General features: G+C 50.8%; 30 protein-coding genes and 4 tRNA genes. 6 read left to right on the plus strand and 28 right to left on the minus strand.

Going from position 1 to position 22,953, the window contains the following annotated elements:
• The first annotated feature begins 104 nt into the window (after positions 1-104).
• On the plus strand, positions 105-197 hold the full coding sequence (locus JOD01_RS20040) for an aspartyl-phosphate phosphatase Spo0E family protein (protein WP_420829082.1): 93 nt from the start codon (positions 105-107) through the stop codon (positions 195-197).
• Positions 198-309: 112 nt separating this feature from the next.
• Here JOD01_RS20040 and rhaS read toward each other — a convergent pair whose 3' ends face one another.
• The gene (rhaS, locus tag JOD01_RS09845; RefSeq protein ID WP_239565365.1) at positions 310-1,356 is read right to left on the minus strand and encodes a rhamnose ABC transporter substrate-binding protein; all 1,047 of its coding nucleotides are present in this window, start codon (positions 1,354-1,356) and stop codon (positions 310-312) included.
• A gap of 44 nt (positions 1,357-1,400) precedes the next feature.
• The gene (locus JOD01_RS09850) at positions 1,401-2,333 is read right to left on the minus strand and encodes an alpha/beta hydrolase (RefSeq protein ID WP_204518159.1); all 933 of its coding nucleotides are present in this window, start codon (positions 2,331-2,333) and stop codon (positions 1,401-1,403) included.
• Positions 2,334-2,682: 349 nt separating this feature from the next.
• Between JOD01_RS09850 and JOD01_RS09855 the strand changes: the two genes are divergently transcribed.
• Positions 2,683-3,534, plus strand: a complete 852-nt coding sequence (locus JOD01_RS09855; protein ID WP_204518160.1) for a manganese catalase family protein — start codon at positions 2,683-2,685, stop codon at positions 3,532-3,534.
• A 97-nt stretch (positions 3,535-3,631) separates the two neighbouring features.
• Here JOD01_RS09855 and JOD01_RS09860 read toward each other — a convergent pair whose 3' ends face one another.
• The 11 genes from JOD01_RS09860 to JOD01_RS09910 all read right to left on the minus strand — a co-directional run bounded on the left by JOD01_RS09860 (position 3,632) and on the right by JOD01_RS09910 (position 8,363).
• Complete coding sequence (locus JOD01_RS09860) at positions 3,632-4,309, minus strand: SOS response-associated peptidase (RefSeq protein ID WP_204518161.1); 678 nt, start codon at positions 4,307-4,309, stop codon at positions 3,632-3,634.
• A 97-nt stretch (positions 4,310-4,406) separates the two neighbouring features.
• A tRNA-Gly gene (locus JOD01_RS09865) sits at positions 4,407-4,480 on the minus strand.
• Positions 4,481-4,493: 13 nt separating this feature from the next.
• Positions 4,494-4,576: transfer RNA gene (locus tag JOD01_RS09870), tRNA-Leu, on the minus strand.
• 12 nt (positions 4,577-4,588) lie between these two features.
• Positions 4,589-4,673, minus strand: a tRNA-Tyr gene (locus JOD01_RS09875).
• A gap of 17 nt (positions 4,674-4,690) precedes the next feature.
• A tRNA-Thr gene (locus JOD01_RS09880) sits at positions 4,691-4,766 on the minus strand.
• Positions 4,767-4,830: 64 nt separating this feature from the next.
• Positions 4,831-5,142, minus strand: coding sequence for a hypothetical protein (locus JOD01_RS09885; RefSeq protein ID WP_204518162.1), 312 nt, complete (start codon positions 5,140-5,142; stop codon positions 4,831-4,833).
• A gap of 191 nt (positions 5,143-5,333) precedes the next feature.
• The gene (locus JOD01_RS09890) at positions 5,334-5,486 is read right to left on the minus strand and encodes a YycC family protein (RefSeq protein ID WP_204518163.1); all 153 of its coding nucleotides are present in this window, start codon (positions 5,484-5,486) and stop codon (positions 5,334-5,336) included.
• Positions 5,487-5,591: 105 nt separating this feature from the next.
• Positions 5,592-6,017, minus strand: coding sequence for a thiol-disulfide oxidoreductase DCC family protein (locus JOD01_RS09895; protein ID WP_204518164.1), 426 nt, complete (start codon positions 6,015-6,017; stop codon positions 5,592-5,594).
• 69 nt (positions 6,018-6,086) lie between these two features.
• Complete coding sequence (locus tag JOD01_RS09900) at positions 6,087-6,848, minus strand: arginase family protein (RefSeq protein WP_204518165.1); 762 nt, start codon at positions 6,846-6,848, stop codon at positions 6,087-6,089.
• Between the two features lie 263 nt (positions 6,849-7,111).
• Positions 7,112-7,639, minus strand: a complete 528-nt coding sequence (locus tag JOD01_RS09905) for a TlpA family protein disulfide reductase (RefSeq protein WP_204518166.1) — start codon at positions 7,637-7,639, stop codon at positions 7,112-7,114.
• A gap of 13 nt (positions 7,640-7,652) precedes the next feature.
• Positions 7,653-8,363 carry a cytochrome c biogenesis CcdA family protein gene (locus JOD01_RS09910; protein ID WP_204518167.1) on the minus strand — a complete coding sequence of 237 codons (711 nt, stop codon included), beginning with the start codon at positions 8,361-8,363 and terminating at the stop codon, positions 7,653-7,655.
• A gap of 259 nt (positions 8,364-8,622) precedes the next feature.
• Here JOD01_RS09910 and JOD01_RS09915 point away from each other — a divergent pair, with 259 nt between their 5' ends.
• Positions 8,623-9,612: a Gfo/Idh/MocA family protein gene (locus JOD01_RS09915; protein WP_204518168.1), complete on the plus strand. Its 990-nt coding sequence runs from the start codon at positions 8,623-8,625 to the stop codon at positions 9,610-9,612.
• A 20-nt stretch (positions 9,613-9,632) separates the two neighbouring features.
• On the opposite strand, the gene JOD01_RS09920 is transcribed toward JOD01_RS09915, so the two are convergent.
• From JOD01_RS09920 to JOD01_RS09935, 4 genes are all read right to left on the minus strand, one after another.
• Positions 9,633-10,571: an LLM class flavin-dependent oxidoreductase gene (locus tag JOD01_RS09920; protein ID WP_204518169.1), complete on the minus strand. Its 939-nt coding sequence runs from the start codon at positions 10,569-10,571 to the stop codon at positions 9,633-9,635.
• Positions 10,572-10,633: 62 nt separating this feature from the next.
• Positions 10,634-11,590, minus strand: a complete 957-nt coding sequence (locus JOD01_RS09925) for a cation diffusion facilitator family transporter (protein ID WP_204518170.1) — start codon at positions 11,588-11,590, stop codon at positions 10,634-10,636.
• 11 nt (positions 11,591-11,601) lie between these two features.
• Complete coding sequence (locus JOD01_RS09930; RefSeq protein ID WP_204518171.1) at positions 11,602-11,910, minus strand: ArsR/SmtB family transcription factor; 309 nt, start codon at positions 11,908-11,910, stop codon at positions 11,602-11,604.
• A 353-nt stretch (positions 11,911-12,263) separates the two neighbouring features.
• Entirely contained in the window at positions 12,264-12,740 is a 477-nt protein-coding gene (locus JOD01_RS09935) for a low molecular weight protein-tyrosine-phosphatase (RefSeq protein WP_204518172.1), read from the minus strand.
• A 109-nt stretch (positions 12,741-12,849) separates the two neighbouring features.
• Between JOD01_RS09935 and JOD01_RS09940 the strand changes: the two genes are divergently transcribed.
• From JOD01_RS09940 to JOD01_RS09950, 3 genes are all read left to right on the plus strand, one after another.
• On the plus strand, positions 12,850-13,032 hold the full coding sequence (locus JOD01_RS09940; protein WP_204518173.1) for a type Z 30S ribosomal protein S14: 183 nt from the start codon (positions 12,850-12,852) through the stop codon (positions 13,030-13,032).
• A 228-nt stretch (positions 13,033-13,260) separates the two neighbouring features.
• Positions 13,261-13,779, plus strand: coding sequence for a DUF3231 family protein (locus JOD01_RS09945; RefSeq protein ID WP_204518174.1), 519 nt, complete (start codon positions 13,261-13,263; stop codon positions 13,777-13,779).
• 155 nt (positions 13,780-13,934) lie between these two features.
• The gene (locus JOD01_RS09950; protein ID WP_239565380.1) at positions 13,935-14,345 is read left to right on the plus strand and encodes a DUF2243 domain-containing protein; all 411 of its coding nucleotides are present in this window, start codon (positions 13,935-13,937) and stop codon (positions 14,343-14,345) included.
• Between the two features lie 92 nt (positions 14,346-14,437).
• Here the strand turns inward: JOD01_RS09950 and JOD01_RS19680 are convergent, their stop codons facing one another.
• The 11 genes from JOD01_RS19680 to JOD01_RS10000 form a co-directional block, all read right to left on the minus strand.
• Positions 14,438-15,490 carry a polysaccharide pyruvyl transferase family protein gene (locus tag JOD01_RS19680; protein ID WP_239565366.1) on the minus strand — a complete coding sequence of 351 codons (1,053 nt, stop codon included), beginning with the start codon at positions 15,488-15,490 and terminating at the stop codon, positions 14,438-14,440.
• Entirely contained in the window at positions 15,487-16,638 is a 1,152-nt protein-coding gene (locus JOD01_RS19685; protein ID WP_239565367.1) for a glycosyltransferase family 4 protein, read from the minus strand. The genes JOD01_RS19680 and JOD01_RS19685 overlap by 4 nt, the downstream gene beginning before the upstream one ends.
• Before the next feature lie 4 nt (positions 16,639-16,642).
• The gene (locus JOD01_RS09960; protein ID WP_204518175.1) at positions 16,643-17,350 is read right to left on the minus strand and encodes a glycosyltransferase family 2 protein; all 708 of its coding nucleotides are present in this window, start codon (positions 17,348-17,350) and stop codon (positions 16,643-16,645) included.
• Positions 17,351-17,363: 13 nt separating this feature from the next.
• A complete protein-coding gene (locus tag JOD01_RS09965) occupies positions 17,364-18,881 on the minus strand; it encodes a glycosyltransferase (RefSeq protein WP_204518176.1) in 1,518 nt (505 codons plus the stop codon).
• A 14-nt stretch (positions 18,882-18,895) separates the two neighbouring features.
• On the minus strand, positions 18,896-19,099 hold the full coding sequence (locus JOD01_RS09970) for a DUF2642 domain-containing protein (RefSeq protein WP_204518177.1): 204 nt from the start codon (positions 19,097-19,099) through the stop codon (positions 18,896-18,898).
• A gap of 13 nt (positions 19,100-19,112) precedes the next feature.
• A complete protein-coding gene (locus tag JOD01_RS09975; RefSeq protein ID WP_204518178.1) occupies positions 19,113-19,490 on the minus strand; it encodes a DUF2642 domain-containing protein in 378 nt (125 codons plus the stop codon).
• Between the two features lie 185 nt (positions 19,491-19,675).
• A complete protein-coding gene (locus JOD01_RS09980) occupies positions 19,676-20,584 on the minus strand; it encodes a hypothetical protein (RefSeq protein WP_204518179.1) in 909 nt (302 codons plus the stop codon).
• A gap of 28 nt (positions 20,585-20,612) precedes the next feature.
• A complete protein-coding gene (gene thiE / locus JOD01_RS09985) occupies positions 20,613-21,302 on the minus strand; it encodes a thiamine phosphate synthase (RefSeq protein ID WP_204518180.1) in 690 nt (229 codons plus the stop codon).
• A gap of 7 nt (positions 21,303-21,309) precedes the next feature.
• Positions 21,310-21,939, minus strand: coding sequence for a thiamine phosphate synthase (locus tag JOD01_RS09990; protein WP_204518181.1), 630 nt, complete (start codon positions 21,937-21,939; stop codon positions 21,310-21,312).
• Positions 21,920-22,279: a hypothetical protein gene (locus JOD01_RS09995; protein ID WP_204518182.1), complete on the minus strand. Its 360-nt coding sequence runs from the start codon at positions 22,277-22,279 to the stop codon at positions 21,920-21,922. Before JOD01_RS09995 ends, JOD01_RS09990 begins: the two co-directional genes overlap by 20 nt.
• 196 nt (positions 22,280-22,475) lie before the next feature.
• Positions 22,476-22,880, minus strand: a complete 405-nt coding sequence (locus JOD01_RS10000) for a hypothetical protein (protein ID WP_204518183.1) — start codon at positions 22,878-22,880, stop codon at positions 22,476-22,478.
• Positions 22,881-22,953: the final 73 nt, after the last annotated feature.

The raw sequence follows: 22,953 nt of genomic DNA on the forward strand, positions 1-22,953 counted from the left end.
CAATGTCCGACCTGCTCATTTCGGCGTTGGGTAGGGTGTTTTCCTCATTTTTCATGCTGAAGAGATGGTTGCAACTGACCTAAATCACCAGACTTCTAAATTCGATCACAAAAGATAAGAATCTGTCTGATCCTGAAGTAATCAAAGTCAGTCAACAGCTGGACCGTTTATTGAATTTATTTTACACAACAAAGTAAGTTCATGATTGACCGCATCATGCTGTACCATATAATTTTAGTTTCTAAAGAAAAAAACTCTGCAGATTACAGAGTTTTTTTCTTTGAGTTCGGAATTCGAAAGGATCTCCGATCAATAGACCGCTTTCCATTCCGCTATATTGCCCTGGTCAAATTTAAATGGATCTCCGAGCATGATCTGGCTGCCGACTCCATCGGCGACCACTTCCTTCTCGCCCAATCGGCCGGCAGAAAATTTCTCTCCCGGCTTGCCGCTCAACGTCCCTTTGACGAGAGCGTCTGCCGCATAACCGGCCAAATAGCCGACATCAACCGGGTTCCACAAGTACATCCACTGACAGACACCATTGTCGATATATTCCGCCATCTCGCTTGGCAACCCCAGCCCGGTAAGTTGTACTTTGCCTTGCAATCCTTTATCGCTCAGCACCTTTCCGGCAGCGGCGATACCGACTGTTGTCGGCGCGATGATCCCTTTCAAATCGGGATACGTCTTCAGCAGAGCTTCCGTTTCCGCGACGCTCTTGTCACGCAAATCATCCCCATAGGCGACCTTTACCAGTTTTATTTCTTTGTACTGCGGCTGTTCCAATTCTTTTTTCATCCATTCGATCCACAAATTTTGATTTTGCGCCGTGGACGTGGCACTCAAGACGGCTATTTCACCTTGGCCGCCGATCATCTGGGCGATCGCCTGTACTTGGACCCGACCGATTCGTTCTGGATCTGCCTGATTGATGTGTACCATGCGGCTTTGCGGATTGACCGCCGAATCCAGGGAGAGGACCTTGATCCCCCGCTCCATCGCTTTCTTCAGAGCCGGTTGGAGTGCATCCTGATCGTTGGAAGCAACCGCAATCACCGCCACTTGTTGCGATATCAATTCTTCTATCATCTGGATCTGTCCTTCTGCAGTCGCTTGCTCCGGCGCTTTCAAAATCGCTTCGCCGCCCAGTTCCTGGATAGCATTTTTAAATCCTTCCAGTTCCTTTTCCACATACGGATTTCCCGTGCTTCTGCCAATGATCGCGTACTTTTTTGTCCCCTCGCTTGTACCAGCGGGTGCTTGACTTGAATTGCCAGCCGGTGAACTGCATGCTGCTAATAAAACAATCAGCGACATCGATAAAACTTTCATCAGCCAATGTTTTGAATTCAACCGTAATTCTCCTCTCCCTTTCAAAAATGGCAAATCGTTTGGAATCAATCCCCAACAAAGGCGGCGATCGCATCCAGCGCTTCCCTCCCGTCCTGCTGTTCGGTAAATACAAGCGCAAATCCGTGAATCGTCCCGCCAATCCTTTTCATCAACACCGGAACCCCCGCTTCGCTCAGCCGTTGCGCATAGGATTCGCCTTCATCCCGCAAGATATCGTATTCAGCTGTCAAAACCAGCGTTGGCGGCAATCCGCTAAGATCTTGGGCACGAATTGGCGAAGCGAAAGGGCTTTGTGCATCCTCCTTTTTGGTCAGGTATGCGCTCCAGAACAAGTCCATCGAGCGCGCCGTCAAACGATAGCCACTCGCGAACTGGACATAGGATGAATATGGGCATGGTGCCGTCAGCGAGAAGCAATCAGTGACAGGATAAATTAATACTTGCTTGGCGATGGCTGGGGCTTCTTGGTCGCGCGCGAGCAAAGCGACGGCAGCGGCCAGGTTGCCGCCCGCACTCTCGCCGCCGACGATCAGCTGGCCTGGCTTTCCGTTCAGTTCCGCCCGGTGTTGCTCCACCCACTTGACTGCCGCAAAGCAGTCCTCTAAACCGGCTGGAAACGGATGCTCAGGGGCCAACCGATACCCGACCGAAATCACTTTTGCCCGTGTCGTCGTGGCCAGCCAGCGACAGAAATGGTCAAATTCCTCAATGCTTCCCGCCACAAATCCCCCGCCGTGAAAATAGACAAACAGCGGAAGCTGACCCGCAGATCGTGGGGTATATATCCGAACGGGAATTTCTCCGCCCGGACCTGGTATGCTGAAATCTTCGGTTTTGTCTACTATCGGCCTCAACTCCAGCGGCGGCAAATGTTGAAGCAATTTCCCCCTGCTTTTGATGAGATCTTGAACGGTTTCCGGTTCCTGAGTCGAATCGGTTTGTTCGAGCATCTTTAGCACGTGTGGCCGCAATGTCATAGTCGTGTCCTCCTTCGCAAAAATCGTTCAACTGGACGCAAATGTGTCGAGACAAAATGTAAGCGCTTTACATTTTGTTTATTATTTCTGTATTTTCTGATAATTTTGCGTATCGTTTGATTGTCTTTTTTACTTTTATTTGTTTCTGTTATTGTATCTATTATAGTCTGTTTTTGTTTGTATATCACTATTTTTCTTGTTTATTTCAGATAAATCTGTTGGTTTTTATTGCTCGACTGTCTTTCCAAATAAAACCACAGATGCGTTGATCACACTCTTCGCATAGGCAGAAGCCAATCAACACAAGCTAAAGCCTGACAGAACATCCAAGAAAATGAGGAGTGAGAACTTGTTTTATTATAGTGAAAAATTGATCAACCCTGTCCTTCCTGATCAACCCGATCCGCAAGCCGCACGCGTCTTGCAAGAAATTCTCGGCGGACACTTTGGGGAAATGCGTACGATGATGCAATTTTCGTTTCAAAGCGCCAACTTTCGCGGGTCCGCTACGCAGTACCGCGATCTGATCAAAGGGATTTTTATCGAAGAGCTGAGCCACGTTGAGCTTGTTCAACATACGATCAACCAGCTGCTCACCGGCTCTGGCGACGCTCCGCAAAATGATGAAAGCGCTCCTTTAACGAATGCCGTCAATAGCGCCAATCCGCATCATTTTATTATCGGTGCCCAAAGTTCACTGCCTGTCGATGCTGCCGGCAACCCCTGGAATGGCTCCTGGGTGTACAGTCATGGCAACCTGATCAGCGACTTGCTTGACAACGTCGTCCTCGAATCGACCGGAACCTTGCAAAAATCCCGACTTTATGAAATGAGCACAAACAAAACTTTCCGTGAAACACTCGCCTTCTTGATGGTTCGCGACCATGCCCATCAAAATGCCTTTACCAAGGCATTGGAAACGCTGGGGGTCAATTGGGGCAAAGTGATTCCGATTCCGGAAATCGATCTGAGCAAATATCCGGAGTGCCGAAAATATATGGACGCAGGTCTGCATAATGTCCAATATAATTTCAGACTTGATCCGACCCGCATCGCAGATATATTCTCCGGCCCTTCGCCTAGCCGGAACGGGGGAACGTTATCCGTCGTCGAACCGCCTGCAGGGGCTCCCGTACCGCAACTGCCGGAACTTGAAAGCGAAAATAGCCCAGGTTTGCCAAAAGAGCTCGTTTACAGCTAATCAAGCAAAAAAGCCCTCTGCGCAGGGCTTTTTTTTCAATAACTATCGGCCGTTTCCTTACACGAGAAAATCGCTTTCTCTAGCTCTTGCCTCATCGTTATACTCGATCTGCCGCTTCCGCGATACATTCCGGTTGATCGTGTTGCGGGTTTCCTACGATCGCTGATACGGGGTAAGCTCTCATCGCTTCAGGAGCATAAGGAACGAGCAGAGCTCGCAGCGATTCAGCATCATATATTTCGCGGTTCAGCCAAATAGCTTCATCTTCTTTTCGTAAAATGACCGGCATCCGGTCATGGATGTCTTTGACCACTTCATTAGGCTGCGTGGTAATGATCGTGCAAGTGTGGATCTTTTGACCATCTGGCCGGGTCCATGTGTCAAACAGACCGGCAAATGCAAAAAGCTCTCCGCTTTTCAGCATAATCCGCATCGGTTGCTTGCCATGTTCACCCTGCTTCCATTCATAAAAACCGTCTGCCGGAATGATGCAGCGTTTTCGCTCAAACAGTCGCTTAAAGGCAGGCTTCTGCTCTACTGTTTCGGCACGCGCATTGATCAGTTTGTATCCAATCTTTTCATCTTGCGCCCAGGACGGCACCAATCCCCATCTCAGTTGTCCGATCCGGCGCTGCCCTCGATCCTCAAGAATCGCTGGAATCAACTGACCCGGGGCAATGTTGTAACGCGCTTGCAATGTAAAGGGAGTCGTTTCCAGGTCGAAGCGCATTTGCAGTTGGTCTGAATCGGTGATCAGTGTGAATCGTCCGCACATCGCAATCCCTCCGCTTCCAACAAATATTGTAAAAGCTGCCTCTCCCCAGAAACAACAAAAAACCTTGAGCGCTCAAGGTTTGTCCGATTTTTACATATGGAGCGGGTGATGGGAATCGAACCCACGCCGCCAGCTTGGGAAGCTGGAGTTCTACCATTGAACTACACCCGCAAAGGTATTACTCTGGTGCCGGTAGAGGGACTTGAACCCCCACGGTTTCCCTCACGATTTTGAGTCGCGCGCGTCTGCCAATTCCGCCATACCGGCAAAAAGAAAACATGGTGGGGAGAGACGGATTCGAACCGCCGAACCCATAGGGAGCAGATTTACAGTCTGCCGCGTTTAGCCTCTTCGCTATCTCCCCATATTTGAACGATTCACTGGTGCCGGCGATAGGAATTGAACCCACAACCCCCTGATTACAAGTCAGGTGCTCTACCGATTGAGCTACACCGGCAATCATTTCGTGACTGCTTTTTTAATATAGCACAGCAAACATTTTCTGTCAATATTCTTTTCTGTCACTCGCTTGCCAATCGTTGCAATATTTCTGTCGCCCATTCCTGCAAAATCGCCAACGCTTCTTCCGCATCTGCCAGCAAGCGTTCTTCCAGACACTCGTATTCCGGAAACTCGGTAATCCGATTTTTGCGCACGAGGACACCCTCCGCCACGCATTTTATTTCCAAAAATTCATTGACGGGGTCATCAAGACCGTACTGATTCTCCAAATATTCGTAGGTACGCACCCATTCCAAAATGCGTACTTCATTCGGTTTTAACCGCAAGACCTGTTCCAGCGACATAATGGTTTCATTGCCGTAGTAGTGCATCGTCTGTGTCCTCCGTTGTTACAATCTCATTATATGCGATTCGCGTCGCTGCGCCAACCGACGAGAGCGGAATTTGGAGGAAAAAAACGGGAAGCAAAAAAAGAACCCCGCTTCCCCACAGCGCTGACCATGGCAAAGCAGAGTTTTTGCTTCCCGGTGATTCCTAACTGCCACGGCCAGACGCAAACCGCTCATTCCTGATTCTCCTGTTTTTCCTTGGCTGCCGCTTCCGCCAGTTTCTTCATCAAGATATGCTGCGGCATATGCATTAGCTGTTCCAATGGGATGTTCAGCTGTTCCGCCAATTTTACTGCCGTTTCCGCTGAAATTTGCAAAGGTCGCATGATGGATTCTCCTCTTCGCATCGTCCGTCTGCCGATGCTGCTTAATCTGAAGTAAGCATAGCATAACGAAGCGAGCGCTTCAATCATTCCGAGGGAAGCGCCCTGTTAGTCCTCGTTCAAAAATCGGTTCCTCACCTCGGGTGTCGGAATCATGCAACGTTCGCGCTGGCCAAACAGCCGATAGCGGTGCCTGGCCACCCAGCGATAGGCGCCGTCTCGCCAGCTGCGCGGGATGAACCGCAAAATCGCAAACAGCTTCCAAACGCCCGGCAATCTCCGGCAAATCCGGATTACCGCATCCGATTCCACAAAGCATCGCCCTCCTTCGATCAAGATAACGGAAGCGAGCTGGTCTTGCGGCAATCGATGCGTTTGCAGCACCCTTTGCGCAGCCGCAGACTGCAGCGGAGCAAAGCGAAAATAGCCCGCCCGATCGTGTTTTAGCAAAAAATTGACCCAGCCATTGCAAAAATTGCAGATTCCATCAAACAAAATCAGTCCATGTTCTTCCGCGTCGAGTTTGTCCGGCATGCTTTCCGCCTCCATTTCCCCTGCTTGCAACATACCCGAACGGCGGCAAGAAAGCAATCGCCGTTTCGCTCAGCTGGCAGAAATAACTTCCACTATCGCACGGTTGGCCCGTTCGTTTTTCTGGATTTGCTCGATGACCTCGACTGAAAAGAAATCGAGCGGAGACAGGGGCAATTCTCCACAAACATCAACCCCTAAAATCGCGTTGCTTTGCCGCAAATCTCTGATCAAATACAACAATTGCCGCAAATTCATACTCCCTTGATCCCAGTTGGTCACTGCGCTTTTTTCATCCAGCACATCTTTGTCCACGCTGATATAAACAGGCTCATTCTGCAACAGTAGGCGCAACCGCGCTTCTACTGTCGCCAGCTGCCATTGGTTGATTTCTTGTTCGGATATAATTGTCACTTTGGGTGATGTTTGTACGATTTGCTTTGCCTGCGAATGGGCACCGATGATGACGACGCGTTGCAGCATCGGCAAGGTTTTTAAGGCAAAGCTGACCCAGGAACCGCATGAGATGATGGACAGATCGTCCATGGGGGAAAGGTCGCTGTGATGATCAAATAGGAGGAGCGAGAATGGTTGATTCAACTCTGCCAACAGCAAATAGGTCACATAATGGTAATTTCCGTTGCCAATAAAGGTGATCCCTTTGTTTTTTCTGTTTTGCAGCCTTCTTTGAATTTTCTGCAAGGAGCTTGGGGCACAATACCCCTGTGTACTGCTGAGGTCGGAGAAGTCGATCCATTCTCCCGCATAGCAGGTTAACCGTTTCTGTCTTTTCAGGGTACCGTCGAAATTCAAAAAAGTAAGCGCTGTGTTCACTCTTTTATCACTCCTACTCTTTTTCGTTGTGCTTCCGGATTTTTTGAACGATTAAAAACCAGACGAAGCTTACTCCTAGAAGAAAGGAGAGGCTATAAAACGCTGAAACAGCGAGCTATTTCCCTCTATTTTACAATAATTTTGAATACGTTACAAATTCACCAAACTTGCCAGTGATCCGGAATGCACAAAAAAAGACAGAAGCATGGTTTTTCTCCGTGCTTCTGTCTTAGCGGACGTTGCTTTGCCCAACCTTTTTGACTTTATGGCAAAGCGATCAATTCCTGCAACTCTTTTTCAAACGTCTGCGGGTCAATCATGCCGATAATCCGTTGATGGATTTTCCCCTGGCGATCAATCAGAAAAGTGGTCGGATAAGCTCGCACCTGGTACAGCTTGGCCACCTCCCCTTGCTCGTCCAACGGGATGGGAAACGGCAGCTTGAACTGCTCGACAAATTTTTTGGCATCGGCCAAATGATCGTCACTGGTTACATTGATCGCATAAAAATCGAGGTCTTGTTTATGCTGCAGGTACAACTCCCGCAAATGCGGAGCCTCCCCTTGGCATGGACCGCACCAGGAAGCCCAAAAATTAAGCACCAGCGGCTTATCCCGCGGTCCTGCCAGTTGGTAGGTATTTTGGTCCAATCCGGTCAAGGCAAACTCGGGTGCCCTGTTGCCGATCTCCAGAACTGCGCTCTGACGGCTGAACACGTCTAATACCTCAGGTCTGTACATCGTCAAGCAAGTCAGTCCAACTACAAACAGCAGCAGAAACAGTTTTTTCATGCCTTCACCTCGTTCAGAATCCCGTGAATCCTCCATAAAGGCGAATTAACACACGGGTGATGTCAGTAAATTTGTCGGTATAAAGCAAAATTCCGAACAGGATCATAATCCCTCCGCCGACTTTCATCAAGTGGTCGGAGTATTTGACAATCGCGCTCACCTTGCTGATAAAAAACGTCATCAGAAAAAATGGAACGGCAAAACCGACAGTATAAGCCAGTGTATAGGAAAGCGCCCGCGTAGGGTCAGTCACCCCGAGCACGATAATCCCTGACAAAATCGGTCCTACGCAAGGAGTCCAGCCGGCGGCGTAAGTAATTCCAACCAAAATGGAACCGGTATAGCCGATCGGGCGAGATTTAAAATCGACTTTCCAGGTCCGCATCATCCACTCCATTTTGAACACGCCAACCATGATCAGACCGACTACTACCAATAGTATGCCCCCCAGTTGGCGAATCAAATCTTGATGGGCGTGAAACAGACTGCCCAGCCAGGAAGTTGAGATCCCGAGAGCGAAAAACACGATGGAAAAACCGATGATAAAAAATAAGGTATGTAAAAGGGCATGTTTACGAAAAACGGTTTTTCCCTTTCTTACCTCATCGATCGTCACCCCGGTAATATACGACAGAAAGGATGGATAAAGCGGTAAACAGCAAGGCGAAATAAATGAAAGAAATCCGGCGCCGAACGCCAGAAAAAGTGTAATGTTTGTCTCCATGGCAACCTCCAACAACCAATGTAACACACTTCCCTATTGTAACGGAAGTGCCACGCCCCTGAAAGAGTTGCCCCGAGCTGGAAGGTCAAAACGAGCAAAAGTTCATGGGACTGTCATAGTTGCAATATTTTTGTTAACATAATAATCATTATGTTCCCTTTTGGCAAACTCTGACCGATGCTTTCCCGGCGGTTTCTCCTATTTCTCATCCCGGCAAAAGGTAGTATGATCGAAGTAGTCGTACATAAGGAGGCAAAGTATGGTCAGATTTGGTGTGATCGGAACCAATTTCATCACCGAACGATTTATCCAGGCGGCCAGTCTGGTGGAAGATTTTGCGTTAACGGCTGTCTACTCGCGAACGGCCCAACGAGCTCGTCAGTTTGCCGAACCATATGGCGTCACCCATTTGTTCACCGATCTTGAGCAAATGGCCAAGTCCGACGCGATCGACGCCGTTTATATCGCCAGCCCCAATTCGCTGCATGCCGAGCAGGCAATCCTGTTCATGGAACATGGCAAGCATGTATTGTGTGAAAAACCGATTGCTTCCCATGCGGGCGAGTTGGAAAAAATGATCGCCACCTCCCGCGCCAAGCGAGTCGCGCTGATGGAAGCGATGAAATCGACAATGCTGCCCAGCTTTCAGGCGATTGTGGAGCATTTGCCGAAAATCGGCCCGATTCGCCGTTTTCTTTCTACCTTTTGTCAATATTCCTCCCGATACGATGCACTAAAAGCCGGAACGGTGTTAAATGCTTTTAACCCGGAATTGTCCAACGGTTCGCTGATGGACATTGGCGTCTATTGCATCTATCCATCGATCGTCCTGTTTGGCGAACCATTATCCGTCAAGGCAAACGCGCTGATGTTGCCATCGGGCGTCGATGGGCAAGGCAGCCTTTTGCTGAAGTACGAGGAGATGGAAACGGTTATTCAGCACTCAAAGATTACCGATTCCGCCCTTCCTTCCGAAATTCAGGGTGAACAGGGCAGCATCGTCATTGACAAAATTCACCGGCCGCAGCACGTGGAGATCCGTTATCGCGACGGGCGGACGGAAGACATTTCCCGTCCGCAAGCAAGTCAAGAAATGATGTATGAAGTCAGGGAATTCATCCAGTTGATCAAAACCGGCCAACTTCAGTCTTCGACCAATTCCCATGAGCGTTCCTTGGCCACCATGCGCGTCATGGACGAAGCGCGCAAACAGATCGGTCTCACCTTCCCTGCAGATTCGATCAACTAAAAAGGTGGCTGCGGTTCGAGTCAATGTTTCTTGTCGTAAACAGCTTCCGCCAACAGCTTGTAGGACCGCAGCCTTTTTTCATAGTCGGGCAGCATCGATACGATCATAAACTCATCGACCCCCATGTCGGCTTCGTATTGCTGCAGCTTCTCTTTCACTTGCTGCGGCGTCCCCACGATCGTTTTTTGTCGCTCTTGCGGCCCATTTACCGCTCCGCCGCTGACAGCCGCCCCCCAGCTCCTTGCATGTTCCGCGAGCGAGCGTGCTTCCGCTTCCGTCTCCGCACAGATCACGCTGACCGCGATGATCGCTTTTGGCTGCTGGTTTAAAACGGATGGCTTGTATTGGCTGCGATAGGATTGGACAATCTCTTTGCCGTCGTCGTCACTCATGAACTGGCCAAAGACATACCCCGCTCCTTGTTCTGCGGCATACTGCGCACTTTTGACATGGGTACCCAGCAACCATAACTGCGGCGCAACAGGGGGAAGCGGACGTGCCCTCACCTCTTCCCCTTCCACGGCAAACCGATTGGCGAGCAAAAGAGACAAATCCCTCACCAGTTCAGGCATTCGTCTGACTTGTGCCAGATAAGAATCGCTCAACGCCATAGAAACATGAGCCGATCCCCCGGGAGCACGACCGATTCCAAGGTCGATCCGTCCGGGAAACAATGCAGCCAACATATGAAAAGCTTCCGCCACTTTGATCGGTTTGTAATAGGGCAGCAGGACAGCGCCCGAACCGAGCCGGATGCTGTTTGTGTGGGCGCCAATATAGGCCAGCAACACTTCGGGAGAAGCTGAAGCCACATGAACCATGTCGTGGTGTTCCGCCACCCAATACCGGATATAGCCGGATCGTTCGGCGGTTTGCGCCAGTATAAGCGACTGCTGCAATGCCTGTTGCGGTGTTGTTCCGGGAAAAACAGGCGCAAGATCAAGCACACTTACTTGCATATCGTGGTACCATCCTATCGTCGTATTTGTCTAGCTCCATGGCATTGGGTGAATCGTCCCTCTTAAACTTTCAATTCCATATGATTGATTTGCGAGTTTTCAATTTGGATCGTCGTATGCAGAATGCGAAACTCCTTCTCGCTGATCCGGATCGCTTCTTGCAAAATCGCAAAGCAGTCGCTCTGATCATCGACGAGCAGATGGCAACTGAGCGAATCCATACCGGATGTGATCGTCCAGATGTGTAAATCGTGAACGTCTTTAACACCTTCGATACTTTGCAACGCCTGTTTGACTTCAGCTTGGCTGATCGACACCGGCGTTCCTTCCATTAAGATGTGAACCGTGTTTTTCATTACCTCCCAAGCTCCTTTTAGTATTAACAGGGCGACGAGAACGCTGATGATCGGATCGGCAATGTACCAGTCAAACAACCACATCACCAAGCCGGCCAGGATCGCGCCGACAGATCCCAAAGCATCCCCGATAATGTGAAGGTAGGCGCTGCGCAGGTTGAGATTCGATTGGACATCTCCTTTTCGGATCAGCGACCACGCACTGAGAAGGTTGGCCAGCAAACCTACCGCGGCAATCGCCATCATCGAGCCGCTGGAAACCGTTGGGGGAGCAAAAAACCGGTGGCAGGCTTCCCAGATGATAAACCAGGCCACGATGAACAAAGTGACACCGTTCAACAGGGCTGCCAAGATCTCAAAACGGTAAAAACCGTACGTTTTATTCGGGGAGGGCGGCTTCATGGCGAAATGGATGGCGATCAAGCTAAGCACCAATGAACCCGTGTCGCTTAACATGTGGCCTGAATCGGACAGCAATGCCAAGCTGTCGGTCAACAAACCGCCAAAAAACTCCAGGATCATAATTCCGGCAGTAATGCTCAAGGCGATGATTAAGCCTTTCTTGTTCCCCTCGACACTGTGATGATGGTGATGATGATGATGATGACAGTGACCATGATGGTCGTGATCATGTTTATGTGAATGTCCATGATGATGAAGCAAAAAAATCCCCCCTAATCATGTTCAGCATGGTGGATCGCCTGATGCAATAAAGAAATGACGTGGCTGTCATTACAGGAATAGATGATGACCACGCCTTCTCTCCGATATTTCACCAGCCTGATCGTTCGCAAAAAACTCAATTGGTGGGAAACAGCCGATTGGGATATCCCCAGCACTTCCGCCAGATGGTTCACTGAACATTCCTGTTGGGACAAAAGATGCAATATTTTGATTCGCGTAGGGTCAGAGAGCGCTTTGAAAATTTGGGAAACCGCTTCGATTGTTTCGTCAGGCAGCAGTTCTTGCTTGTTTCGGTACATAAGACACTTCTCCTTATATATGAACATATGCTCATATATAAAATAGATCGGGTATTACTGTTTTGTCAATGGATTCCAACGCAAAATAAAATCTCTTTGCAAAACATGTTGGCTGCAAACATACACGTCCCACAAAGAGTATTTGGACAAAACGGCGATTCGGTTTCGCAATTGGTTTAAAGTTAGATTTTCCCAGTCGCCCGCTTTCTCATGCAAGCCAACACATTGCCCTTGAGACGTACGAACCGCCTTTGTTGGAAGGCGGTTCAGACTGAAGGCAAATTGACTTTGTTGTAGATAAGCTTTTTGCTTCGACTCCGTTCTTCGCCCTTCTGGGAAGGGAAAACTGACTGCTACGGTTTTGCGGTAAACCCGTGATCTTGGCAAATTTTCTGCAGCAACCCGCGACAGCCCTGCTCGATCAATTGATAAACATGTTCAAATCTGCCTGTATAATAAGGATCTTCCACTTCCCGTTCGTCCAGCTCAGGGGCAAAATCAAGCAACTTGCAGATGTGGTTCGCTTCAGGCGCGAGCTTTTTTAAACCGGCCAAGTTTTGATCATCCATGCACAAAATATAAGTAAATGTCTCAAAATCGCCCCGCTCAATCTGCCTTGCCCGCAAATCGTCATGCCGGATTCCCCGATCCCGTAAAACCTTCTTTGTTCCATGATGAGGCGGTTCGCCGGCATGCCAATCGCCCAATCCTGCTGAATCGACGCGAATTTGCTCAGACAGGCCCGCCGCTTGCACCATTTGCCGGAAGACCGCTTCAGCCATCGGGGAACGGCAAATATTCCCCAGACATACAAACAATACTTGCACCATACCTTTTCCTTTCTTTCCCTCTAGGCAATGGGAAGACAAAATGTTATTATTAAGAACTTGCTACTCTAACAATAGCAAGAATCCATTAACAAGTATACGGGAGGGAGTTATGGCAAAAACATCTTTGATTGTGAAAACAAAACGGCCGAAATTTAAAGTGCAGGAGTACACACGCTGTGAACGATGCGGTCGACCGCATTCGGTTTTGCGGAAGTTTAAACTTTGCCGTATTTGTTTCCGTGAACTTGCATATAAAGGGCAAATTCCCGGCGTGAAAAAGGCAAGCTGGTAATGCACACCGTTCTGTAACGTTTACGGGAGCGGCGCACGCGCTATCCCGTTGCCATATAAAAACGCCGCTTCAGGCGGTCAAGGTTGTCGAGAAATCGGCAACCTTTTTATTTTGCCCCCCACTCGTACAGACCGTTAAAAAATTCCAAAGTAAAATCGCCGCAAGTTGCAAATGCTGAAGAAAGTAAGGAGCGATTATGTAAATCTGCCTAACCTGGAGGGATCAATGATGGGTATTTTAAGCGGTAACCCCAAAGACGAGCCGTTGCATTACGGCGAAGTATTCGGAATGTGGACCTATCTCTTTACGGCCAAAGCGATGATGGCCAACTGCCAAACTTTCCTCAATCATGCCGGAGACAAAGATTTGAAGGCATTGCTGGAAGACATGATCCAAACGCAAAAAAAAGAAATCGCACAAGTCGAAGAGCTGCTGAAAGCAAACGGTGTTGCTCTGCCGCCTACCCCTCCGGACCGACCGAAAGCCGCCTTGGAGAACATTCCGGTTGGCGCCCGCTTTAATGATAATGAAATTGCAACAGCACTCGGTTCGGAGTTGGCCGCTGGTCTGGTTGCTTGCAGTCAAATTATTGGACAATCTGTGCGCGAAGATGTTCCTGCCATGTTTATGGACTTCCATACCAATAAAGCTCAATTTGGGTTGCGCACTCTGCGTCTGACAAAAGAAAAAGGCTGGTTAATCCCTCCGCCTTTGCATCTGAAGGCACCAGAACTGGCCCCTGTTTAAGTAAGTTGCGTTCCCGCTTCGTGGTCAGGTTGTCGAAATGGTCGGCAACCTTTTTTTATGGTCTCACCCATGTCATCTGGTCTACTCGAACACGAAGCTGGGGAGACTAAACGGTAGTGAGACGAAGGGAGCGAATTGCGGTGAAGCGAATTTTTATGGGCGCGTTTTTGTTTGGCGTCGGCTTGATCGGCATGCTGGACGGTATCGTTTTCCATCAGCTGCTGCAATGGCACAGCGTCTATATGCCAACCGATCGTTTTCATCAAATCGTCAGCGATGGCCTGTTTCATCTGTTGGTTACCGGAATTATTTTTATTTCCGGGCTGTTTTTGTGGAAAGGCGATCACCATGTTCATGGCGGTATTTTTTGGGGCGGATTGCTGTTAGGAGGAGGCAGTTTTAATTTGTTGGAGGGAATTATCGATCATCATCTGCTGCAGATCCACCACGTCAAGCCTGGCCCCTATCAACTGCATTATGATCTGGCATATGATCTGGCAGCCCTGCTCTTCCTGCTGGCCGGCTGGCTATTGTATCGTCAAGGGCAAGCTGCGCAAAGCCGATAACCTAATTTGAAACGCAAGAAAGATGCGCCAGCTGGCTACCAGTTGACTAGCCGCCTGCGCACCTTTCCAACTACCAAAACCAGCTTCCATGCTTAGAGCAGTTTTTGGCGAAACGGCGTTGCCAGCCGAGTTGCCGTGGCCGCCTGGCAAGAAGCCAATCGCTCTTTGATTTCCTGCCGCTTGGCAATCATCTGCAAAACCGTTTGCGCAATGGTCGCGGAAAGTTGCGGATGATCGGTTAACACTAGCGATTGCGGCAAACCGAGGGAATAGGCAAAATCAAGCGATTTAAACCGATAGCCCAGGCAAACAAACGGAGTGCCGACTGCCGCGCTGATCACATTGGCGTGCAGCTTGAAGTTCACAGTGGCTGCAAACCGCCGAAGCAAGGCGGCCATAGCCGGATGGTTATACAAAGTCAAATCGAGAACGGTTTGCTGCGGCCGGCCAATTTTTTCGTACAACCGTTTGTTAGCCTCCCGGTCCGGTCCCCACATCGTAAACAAGTGCACCCGGTATCCGTGTTCAATCAATGCTTGTGCGGCAGCGGCCAAAGCATCCTCCACCTTTGCCTCATCCTGGCCATAAATTTTGTTGTAAGACGTGCCCCAATTGATGCCAATCACCCGTTCTTGACTCTGGTCAATCGCCAGTTTGGACATTGACGTTGGCAACAGCAGGCCGGGGTCGCCGCTGATCCCGTCCGGCGAGGTGCCAAGTTGCTCCATATACTGCGAGGTTAACGGACCGCGCACCTGAAAGTAACCGGCCTCCTGCTTGATTTCCGCCAGCATCTTGCCGAAGCGAGCTTGGTCGCGGGACAAATCGGTCAGCAGTTTGCCGCTCGAATCCACCTCAATTTTGTCCAATCGATCGTGGCCCGTCCCCCAGACGAGCACACGTTTTTTTTGTTCGATCGCCCGATGCGCTACATCGAGATAACCCGGAATAAGCAGCGAGCCGCCGCCCAGCACAACGGTGTCGTATGCGGATAATTCCCGCAAATCTACTCCGGGTCTGGAAGGAATAAGCTGATAGTCGGCACTGGGCAAATATTGCGAAGCCAGTTGCGCAAAAATGTCCCACATGAGCTCATCCCCCAAATTTCCAAAACCAAGCCAGCCAACATACAAAATTTTTCTCATGCTCTCCCTCCCTTCCCCTGCTGTCCTGTCATGACGAGCCGATAGACATCCATCAGTTCCTGTCCAATTCGTTGGATCGGAAACGTCTGGCTGATCCACTCCCGGCCGCGAGCTCCCGCATCTGCCAGCAACACCGGTTCGGCCAGCGCCTCCCGCAAACCATCGGCGAGTAATTTGATCGAGGTTTTTTGCCGGGAATCATGGTCTCCGAAATATTGCTCCCAAGCCAGAGTATAGTTGTCCGGTGTGACCAGTCCAAAAAAACCATGGTTTCCCACGGCCAAGACCGGTTTTCCGCAAGCCATCGCTTCCAGCGCCACACGGCCTGTGCCGACGATAATGGTGCTGAGGCCATAAAAGGGACGAACATCGGCTTGTTCACCAATCAACTGGATTAACGGTTTTTCAAAGGAGCGGTTGATCGATTGGGCGATCGACTGTATCCGCTTGAATTCCGCGCCAGCCCCGACAATTAGCAAATGAAGATGGCTGATGTCGGCAGCGATACTTTTCACCGCGCGCATGACCATATCACAAACGGTTGCTTTGCCCCAGGCCAGACGACTGACGTAGGTGATAATCGTAGCGTCATCGGTCAGCTGCAATTCGCCTTTGATTTTGGCCGCTTCTTCCGCCGAGACCGGTGCAAACGAAGCAGGATCGATCCCATTCGGAATGACTTGGGAGACAATCTGCGCTTTTTGCCAAAATCGCTGGACCGGCTTGCTTACGCTGATCGCGGCATCGCTCATTTGTGCCAGTTTGATTGCCTCCGCCCGGGGATAGTAGGTGCCGTGCAAAGTAAACACGACTGGCACCCCCTGTTGTTTGGCAGCCGCTGCCGCCAGCAATCCCGAAGGAGTTTGATGAACATGCACCACATCAATGTTGGCCTGCCTGATCAGATCCCCGAACCGTTTGATGGTGGGAGAATGATCCGCCGGCAAAAGATTTAGCTGGCTGTCTGTCAGGTGTACCTGAAAGCCCGCATTGACAAATGCTTCGCGGAACGGTCCATCGGCTCCCAGGTAATACAATTCACCGCCTAGCTCCCGCAAAACTTTGCTTAAACTCAGCACATGTGTTTCCGTACCGCCCATATCCAAGCTATCCATAACCATCAAGATTCGAGCTGGGCTTTCAAGCATGGCATTACCCCCTTTTTTTTCCGTAATAAATGCGCGACCTTTGGTTTTCGTGACGCCGGTAATAGTACAGAACTTCCGGCACATTCTCAATTTTTGCTTTGGCATTCAAACACTTCACAATAAACTCGTAGTCTTCCGCTCCGCCGATTCTTCTCGTCGGACCGCCGATTTGGTCGAACAAGCTGCCGTGAAACAAGATCGTTCCATGGCAGACACAATGGCCGCCGTTGGCATAAACCCGCGCTATTTCATCGCCATATTTGATCCATGATGCCGTTTTTTTCACGCTCGGCTCCTGGTCAGAGAAATAGGCGTAATTGCTGCCAACCAACTGAATTTGCGGATGGTCCCGCAAAAATTGCACCTGTTTTTGCAGCCTTTGCGGATCCGAGTAATCATCGGAATCCTGGACAGCGATAAACTCCCCGTTCGCGAGAAAAAAACCGGTCGTCAACGCTCCGGAAAAACCGACATTGCGGGGCAAGGGGAGCAACAGCAAAGATTGATCGGGCGTAAATTGACCACGATTTTGCTCGAGCCATTGTTCCACTACTTGCACCGAATTGTCCGTAGACGCATCATCGACAAAAATAATTTCCCAATGGGGGTATGACTGATTGAGCAAACTGTCCAAACATTCGGTCAGATAGGGAGCTCTGTTATAATTCGTAATTACGATGCTGACCAGTCCTTTCGTTCTGGCTCGCTCCATGTTTCCACACCACCTAATGCTCCAGAATGCCGTAAACTTCCTGTTTTTTATAAAAATACTGGAACGCCTCCATATGATCTCCGACGATCTGTTCCGCCGCCAGGGACAGCGTGTCGACCGTCAAATGTTTTTCTGGGCGAAAGCGATTCAGCCGATCAATTTCGACGCGATGCGCATGTGAAATGGCACAACCCGCCAACGACAGCGCCGTTTGTGCCAGCGGCGGGCAGATCAGCCGGGGCCAGCCAATCGCCTCCAACGCGTTTTTGTTTAATCCGAACGGAACGGTTAACATGGAACTCACCCCAAGATCCGTTCGGCCAATCAGGGCATTCAGCGCATAACGCGCTGCCAAGCTGGTTGTTTTGGCGATATGTGCCGGCGGATAATAGTTGGTATCATTTAAGGCAAGATCGATTCCTTGTGACAGCGCCAGCGCGAACGGATACAAGTCGCTGGCGGGAATGGCAAAATCGGCGTCAACGAACAGCAGCAACTCTCCCGTGGCATACTTCGCGCCGAGCGCTCGACCGCAATCGACGCCCAAAGGAACAGAAAGCTCCAGCGTGCTGGCGCCCGCCTGCCGGGCCAATGCCGCCGTCTGGTCTGTTGAACCGTTTGCCACCACAATGATTTCCGCTGGTTCGATCTGAGCCGCTTCCCCGATGACTTGCTGAATCGTCGCTGCTTCATTGCAAGCCGGGATGATGACTGACAGCCTTTTTCCTTGGTAAAGCTCTCGGCGGACAAAGCTGCGCCCTTGTTGAAAAGAGAATGAAAGTGCGGCCGGATTGCGTTCCAGTCGATTGATCCATGCCCGCTTTCTTCCCCCATCTGAAAAGGCTCCGCGCGGCGGCAAGTGTCCAATCACCGCCAAATGATCGCCGATCAGTTCCTTTTCATACGCAGACAACTCCGTATGCAGGCAGCCGTACAACCGGGGAGAGTATGGCTTCGCCCTGCCTAGATCGATCATTTGGGAAACGACAGACAGGCCGCTGTTGCATAACTTATAGTGAAACGCTGCTGGATTTGCCAAATGCGCCTCGCCGATGCGCTGCACTGCCTCTTTGGTTAAAGCGAAGGGAGCCAGATAGAGAGAAGCGGTCTGCAACTGCATGCTGCCGGTCAACCCGTTCAGCAACTGGCCCCATGCTTGCACAAGCAATTTACGCCCAGCGTTGCGCCGATGATCCTCTTTGGCCAACACAGCATCGGCCTGTTGATACAAGATCGGCATCAAAAACCGTTGCAACGCCGCTTGGTCCCATTCGTCATCTGTGGGTATAAAGAGCAGGGTGTTGCCCGTCGCTCTTTTGGCGCCAACTGTCCAGCCCATAAACAAGCGGAAAGGCTGCTCGATCACCTGGACGCGAGGATCGCTTTTCCACTCCTCTCTCGCCTGATCGGGCTTCGGGGTGACAAAAATCACCTCCGCTGGGTCCAGCCGCAAACAATTGGCAATAAGCTTGCTGGTACGCGTATTTTCTGCTGTATGCAGCACAATGACAGACAAGCGCTTTCTGTTCATTTTATACAACACCCTTAAACGGCTCGGACATAAGTGACGTTCGCCAACTGGAAAACGACTTCTTGTCCATTGCCATAGCCGTAACCGACTGCCCCGGCTGTCTGCACCGTCAGGCTGTCTGCCTGCACATCGGTCAACACTCCGGTCACGACCTGCAATTCTGTCACCACTTCGACCGTACTGCCGATCAAGTCCCGCAATTCTTCCGCAAATGTCATCGGTTCATTCCTCCTAACCTGCTTGAATGGAAACGATTTTGTCCACCGGGAGATACACATGCGTTCCCGACGATTCTTCGATTTTCACGTAATCCTGTCCGACTTTTTGCAGCAAACCTGTAATGGCGCCCGCATTCGTCCCTATTTCAACTTCCTGTTCAAGATAGCACCGCAGCACTTGGCGGAACGGTGAACAGGAATTCGCCAGCGCTCGTTGAAGGAAGCAGGCAAATTCCGGGGAATACAATTCTTCGCGCAACAAATGGCGAATCGTCTTGCCGTTGCCAGCTTCCGCTTCACAGGGTTGCTCATCGGGCTTGGAACGCCGCAGCAACTGCGCCAGCCCGGCAAAGTACTCGCGAAGTTCTTTGTCATTGACGTAAACCTTCATGCAAGTCCCTCCTCTAATTTTGTTTAATAACGGTTTACTTTGACAATGTATACGAAAACGAGAAGCTATGACTCTGGCAATTGTCTAAGTTTGCCGAAAAATACACCATTGTCTGATGCAGAATCGCTGCACGGCAACAAAAAAACAGCTTGCCCTCCTTGGACAAGCTGTTTCTCCTGTGCCTGTTACTCTTTGCGCCGCTTTACTTGCTGTTCAAGCATCACGTCGACCAAGAGCATTTCCTGCAATGGATCGTGCGGATCGGCCGTCAGCAGCGCCGCGACGGCAGCAATCGCTGACTTCACCGTGTGATACGAATAGTAAGCGTCTCGTTCGGCATCGTCAGACAGGGATAGATCGGACATATCGTGGATCGGATAAGGAAAATCATTCTGCAAGCCGGCGCGATCAAGGACGATTAACGCCTGTTTGATCGCCAGCAGCGCGGCACTGACACTGATCCCGTACTCTTTTCGCAACTCATCCCACACCTGAAAAGCCGATCGCTCCACGCGCTCCATGTTGGCGCGAATGTAGACGCCACTCTTCCGCCCCTCCTTCAGCAGCCAGTCGACGAGAATATCACTGCGCGGCGGAAAGGCGTACACTTGCAATTTCAATTCCAGCTCTGACGGAAAATCTTTGGCAAAACGGGCATCTGCCAACGACATTTCATAACGGCGCGAAGGATGACCCGGCACCGTGACAAACACCGTCTCCGCGCGAATCGCGGTAATCTGCAGTTTCGTTCTCGCCGGAATCCGCGCTTGCGGCGCTTTCTCTCTGCGAATATTGCCGGGAATCAACTCTGTTCCAAACAAATGATACTCCAGCGGCGAATCGATCCACGGGATCGGCTCCCGCGCCAAAATCTCGTACGTGCCGGAAAAGGTGATCCACTCATTGGGTCTTCCTTGAAACCGGACGAGCACCTGGTGGCGTTCGTCTTCCGGTGCCATCTCTTCCACCCATTGAGCAGGTTCGGGCGTAAGCCATTTATGTTCAACCAGGAAACAGTCGGTTAAGCCGAGACGCTCGAGCAATTCCCGTTTGTTTACGCGTTCATAACCGACTCGATAGATGCGATTTTTCAATGTCTTCGCCCCCCTTCTTCCTGTCTGTTTATCGGGTTTGCGCTTCGATTTGCTGCAGCTGCGAACGCACTTCTGCGCTCAACGTCCGGGCAGCTTGCCTCGGGGATTCTGCCCGGGTAATCGCCGAGATCACAGCGATGCCATCTGCTCCCGCTTGCAGAACAGAAGCAGCATTGCCAAGATGAATCCCGCCGATGCCGACAATCGGCAATCGCTCTCCAACAGCGCGGCGAATGTCGGCTAAACCATTCGGACCAATCGGTTCACCGGCATCCGGTTTGGAAGCTGTCGCGTACATCGCTCCGACCCCCAGGTAATCGGCCCCGCCCTGTTGGGCAGCCACCGCCTCTGACACGGTTCCGGCAGAAACACCGATCAAGCAGTTGTCTCCGACCAGCTTTTTCACCTCGGACAGCGGCATGTCATCTTGCCCCACGTGGATTCCATCGGCCTTTAGGTCGACGGCAAGCTGAACATCGTCGTTGACAAAAAAGAGAGCGTTGTGCTCCCGACATAGTGCCTGCATCTGGCGGGCAAGCTGTATCCGTTCCGATTCGCTCAGGCGGCTGCCTTTATCGCGAAATTGCACAAGACCGACCCCGCCAGCTAGCGCCTCCCCGGTAATCTGGAGCGTCTTCTCCGCCGAAAAGTCGCAATCCTGACTGCCAATGACCAAATACACTTGCAGTTTTTGACGCAACGAGTCGCGTTGTTTCATTTCCTTATTATACCCCTTTCTGATCGAGAGCCCTCCGGTAAGCACTCGCCGCTTTCTCCGGATTGTCCGCTGACGTAATTCCCGAGAGCACCGCGATGCCGGCGCAGCCGGTTGCCATGACCTCTGCTACATTTTCCGGCCGGATGCCGCCGATCGCAATAACCGGCAGCGAGAGAGCGCCGGCGATTTGCGCCAATTCGGCCGTACCGCGCGGAGCCAAGTCCGGCTTGGAGCGACTGTCATAGATATGGCCATAAAACAAGTAATCTACTTCCTGTTGCGCAACCTGCACCGCTTCCGCCCAGGAATGCACGGACCGCCCAATCCATTGCTCCGGCGGCAATACGCGTCTGGCGGCTTGCGGTGGCAAGCTGTGATAGGCCAGATGCGCTCCACCGCAATGACAGGCAGCAGCCACGTCCACCCGGTCATTGACGATGATTCGTTCGCGCGGGAAAACGGCGGCGATCTGCTCTACCCAGTCCGCCAATTCCGCTGCAGTGCGCTGTTTTTCGCGAATGTGCACATAATCAATCCCGCCTTGATAAGCCGCTTTGACGACTTCCAGCAGAACCGGCAGCGATTGGGTTCCGCTGCTGACCATATGTAAAGACGGTTTACGCATTGGTCTGTTCATCTGCCCCGCCTGTTTGCTCCAAGGCCCGAATACATTCCTCGATCCAGACAGCGAGCTTGCCGTCCTCTGCGGCACGAGGCAACACCTCATGCAGAAGTTTGCGTAAAAAGTAGCAATCGGCAAAGGAAAGCGTCAGCACCACTTCCTGCGGCGCTCGGGTCTGCTCTTGCAAAGCAGTCACACCGGAAAGCAGCGAAGCGGCGATCGATTCGACCCGCTCCTGAAGCGAATGATTTTCCTTTAATTCGTCATAACAGCCATCAAACAGACGGCATAATATCAAGAATGCTTGCGTTGAAAACCTTACCTGCTGTTGTAAAGGCTGTTGTTGCGTCAACATGGTCCCCTCCTGACTGTGGTTTGACCATTATACCATTTTTTTGGCAGAATGCGTGAGGGACGCCGTTTTAAAAACTGTAAGACACACAAAAAAACGGGTCAGCTTTCGGCTGCCCGTTGAAGATTTTTTGGGGGAATAATGGGTGTTTCGGTAAAGAGGGTCGTACTGAGAATAAAAGTACTACACGTTGTTGCAATTAAGAACCGGATTTCTCCGTGCTGTCATCAGATGTTCCAGCGGAATCGCCAGAAGTGTTGCTGCTGTCTTGCGCATCACTCTGTGTTGAATCGGCATCGGTCTTGGAATCGGATGAGTCGCTGGAAACCGAGCTGTCCGAACTGGTCGCATCGCTGTTGCTATCGCTCGCACCCGTTGCATCGGCAGCACCGGATTTGTCAGCGGAATCTGCACTGTCAGCCGCATCACTGTCAGTCGATTGACTGTCGGTTGATTCCGTTGAAGTCGATTGATCGGTCGTTGTCGTGCTTTCTTGCTGACTCTCAGTTGCTGGTTGCGGATTGCTGCTTTCTCCGTTGGAACAAGCAACCAAGCTGCCGGAAAGCAATAAAGCTGTTAAGCTAAGGCCAAGCCATTTTTTCATTGTAGTAAACCCCTTTCCATACTCTTTCGTTCGTGTGGTCTCTCGCGGCCACAACTACATAGTAAAGGGGAAA

This window comes from Brevibacillus fulvus (genome assembly GCF_016908525.1).
GTDB classification, from domain to species: domain Bacteria; phylum Bacillota; class Bacilli; order Brevibacillales; family Brevibacillaceae; genus Brevibacillus_G; species Brevibacillus_G fulvus.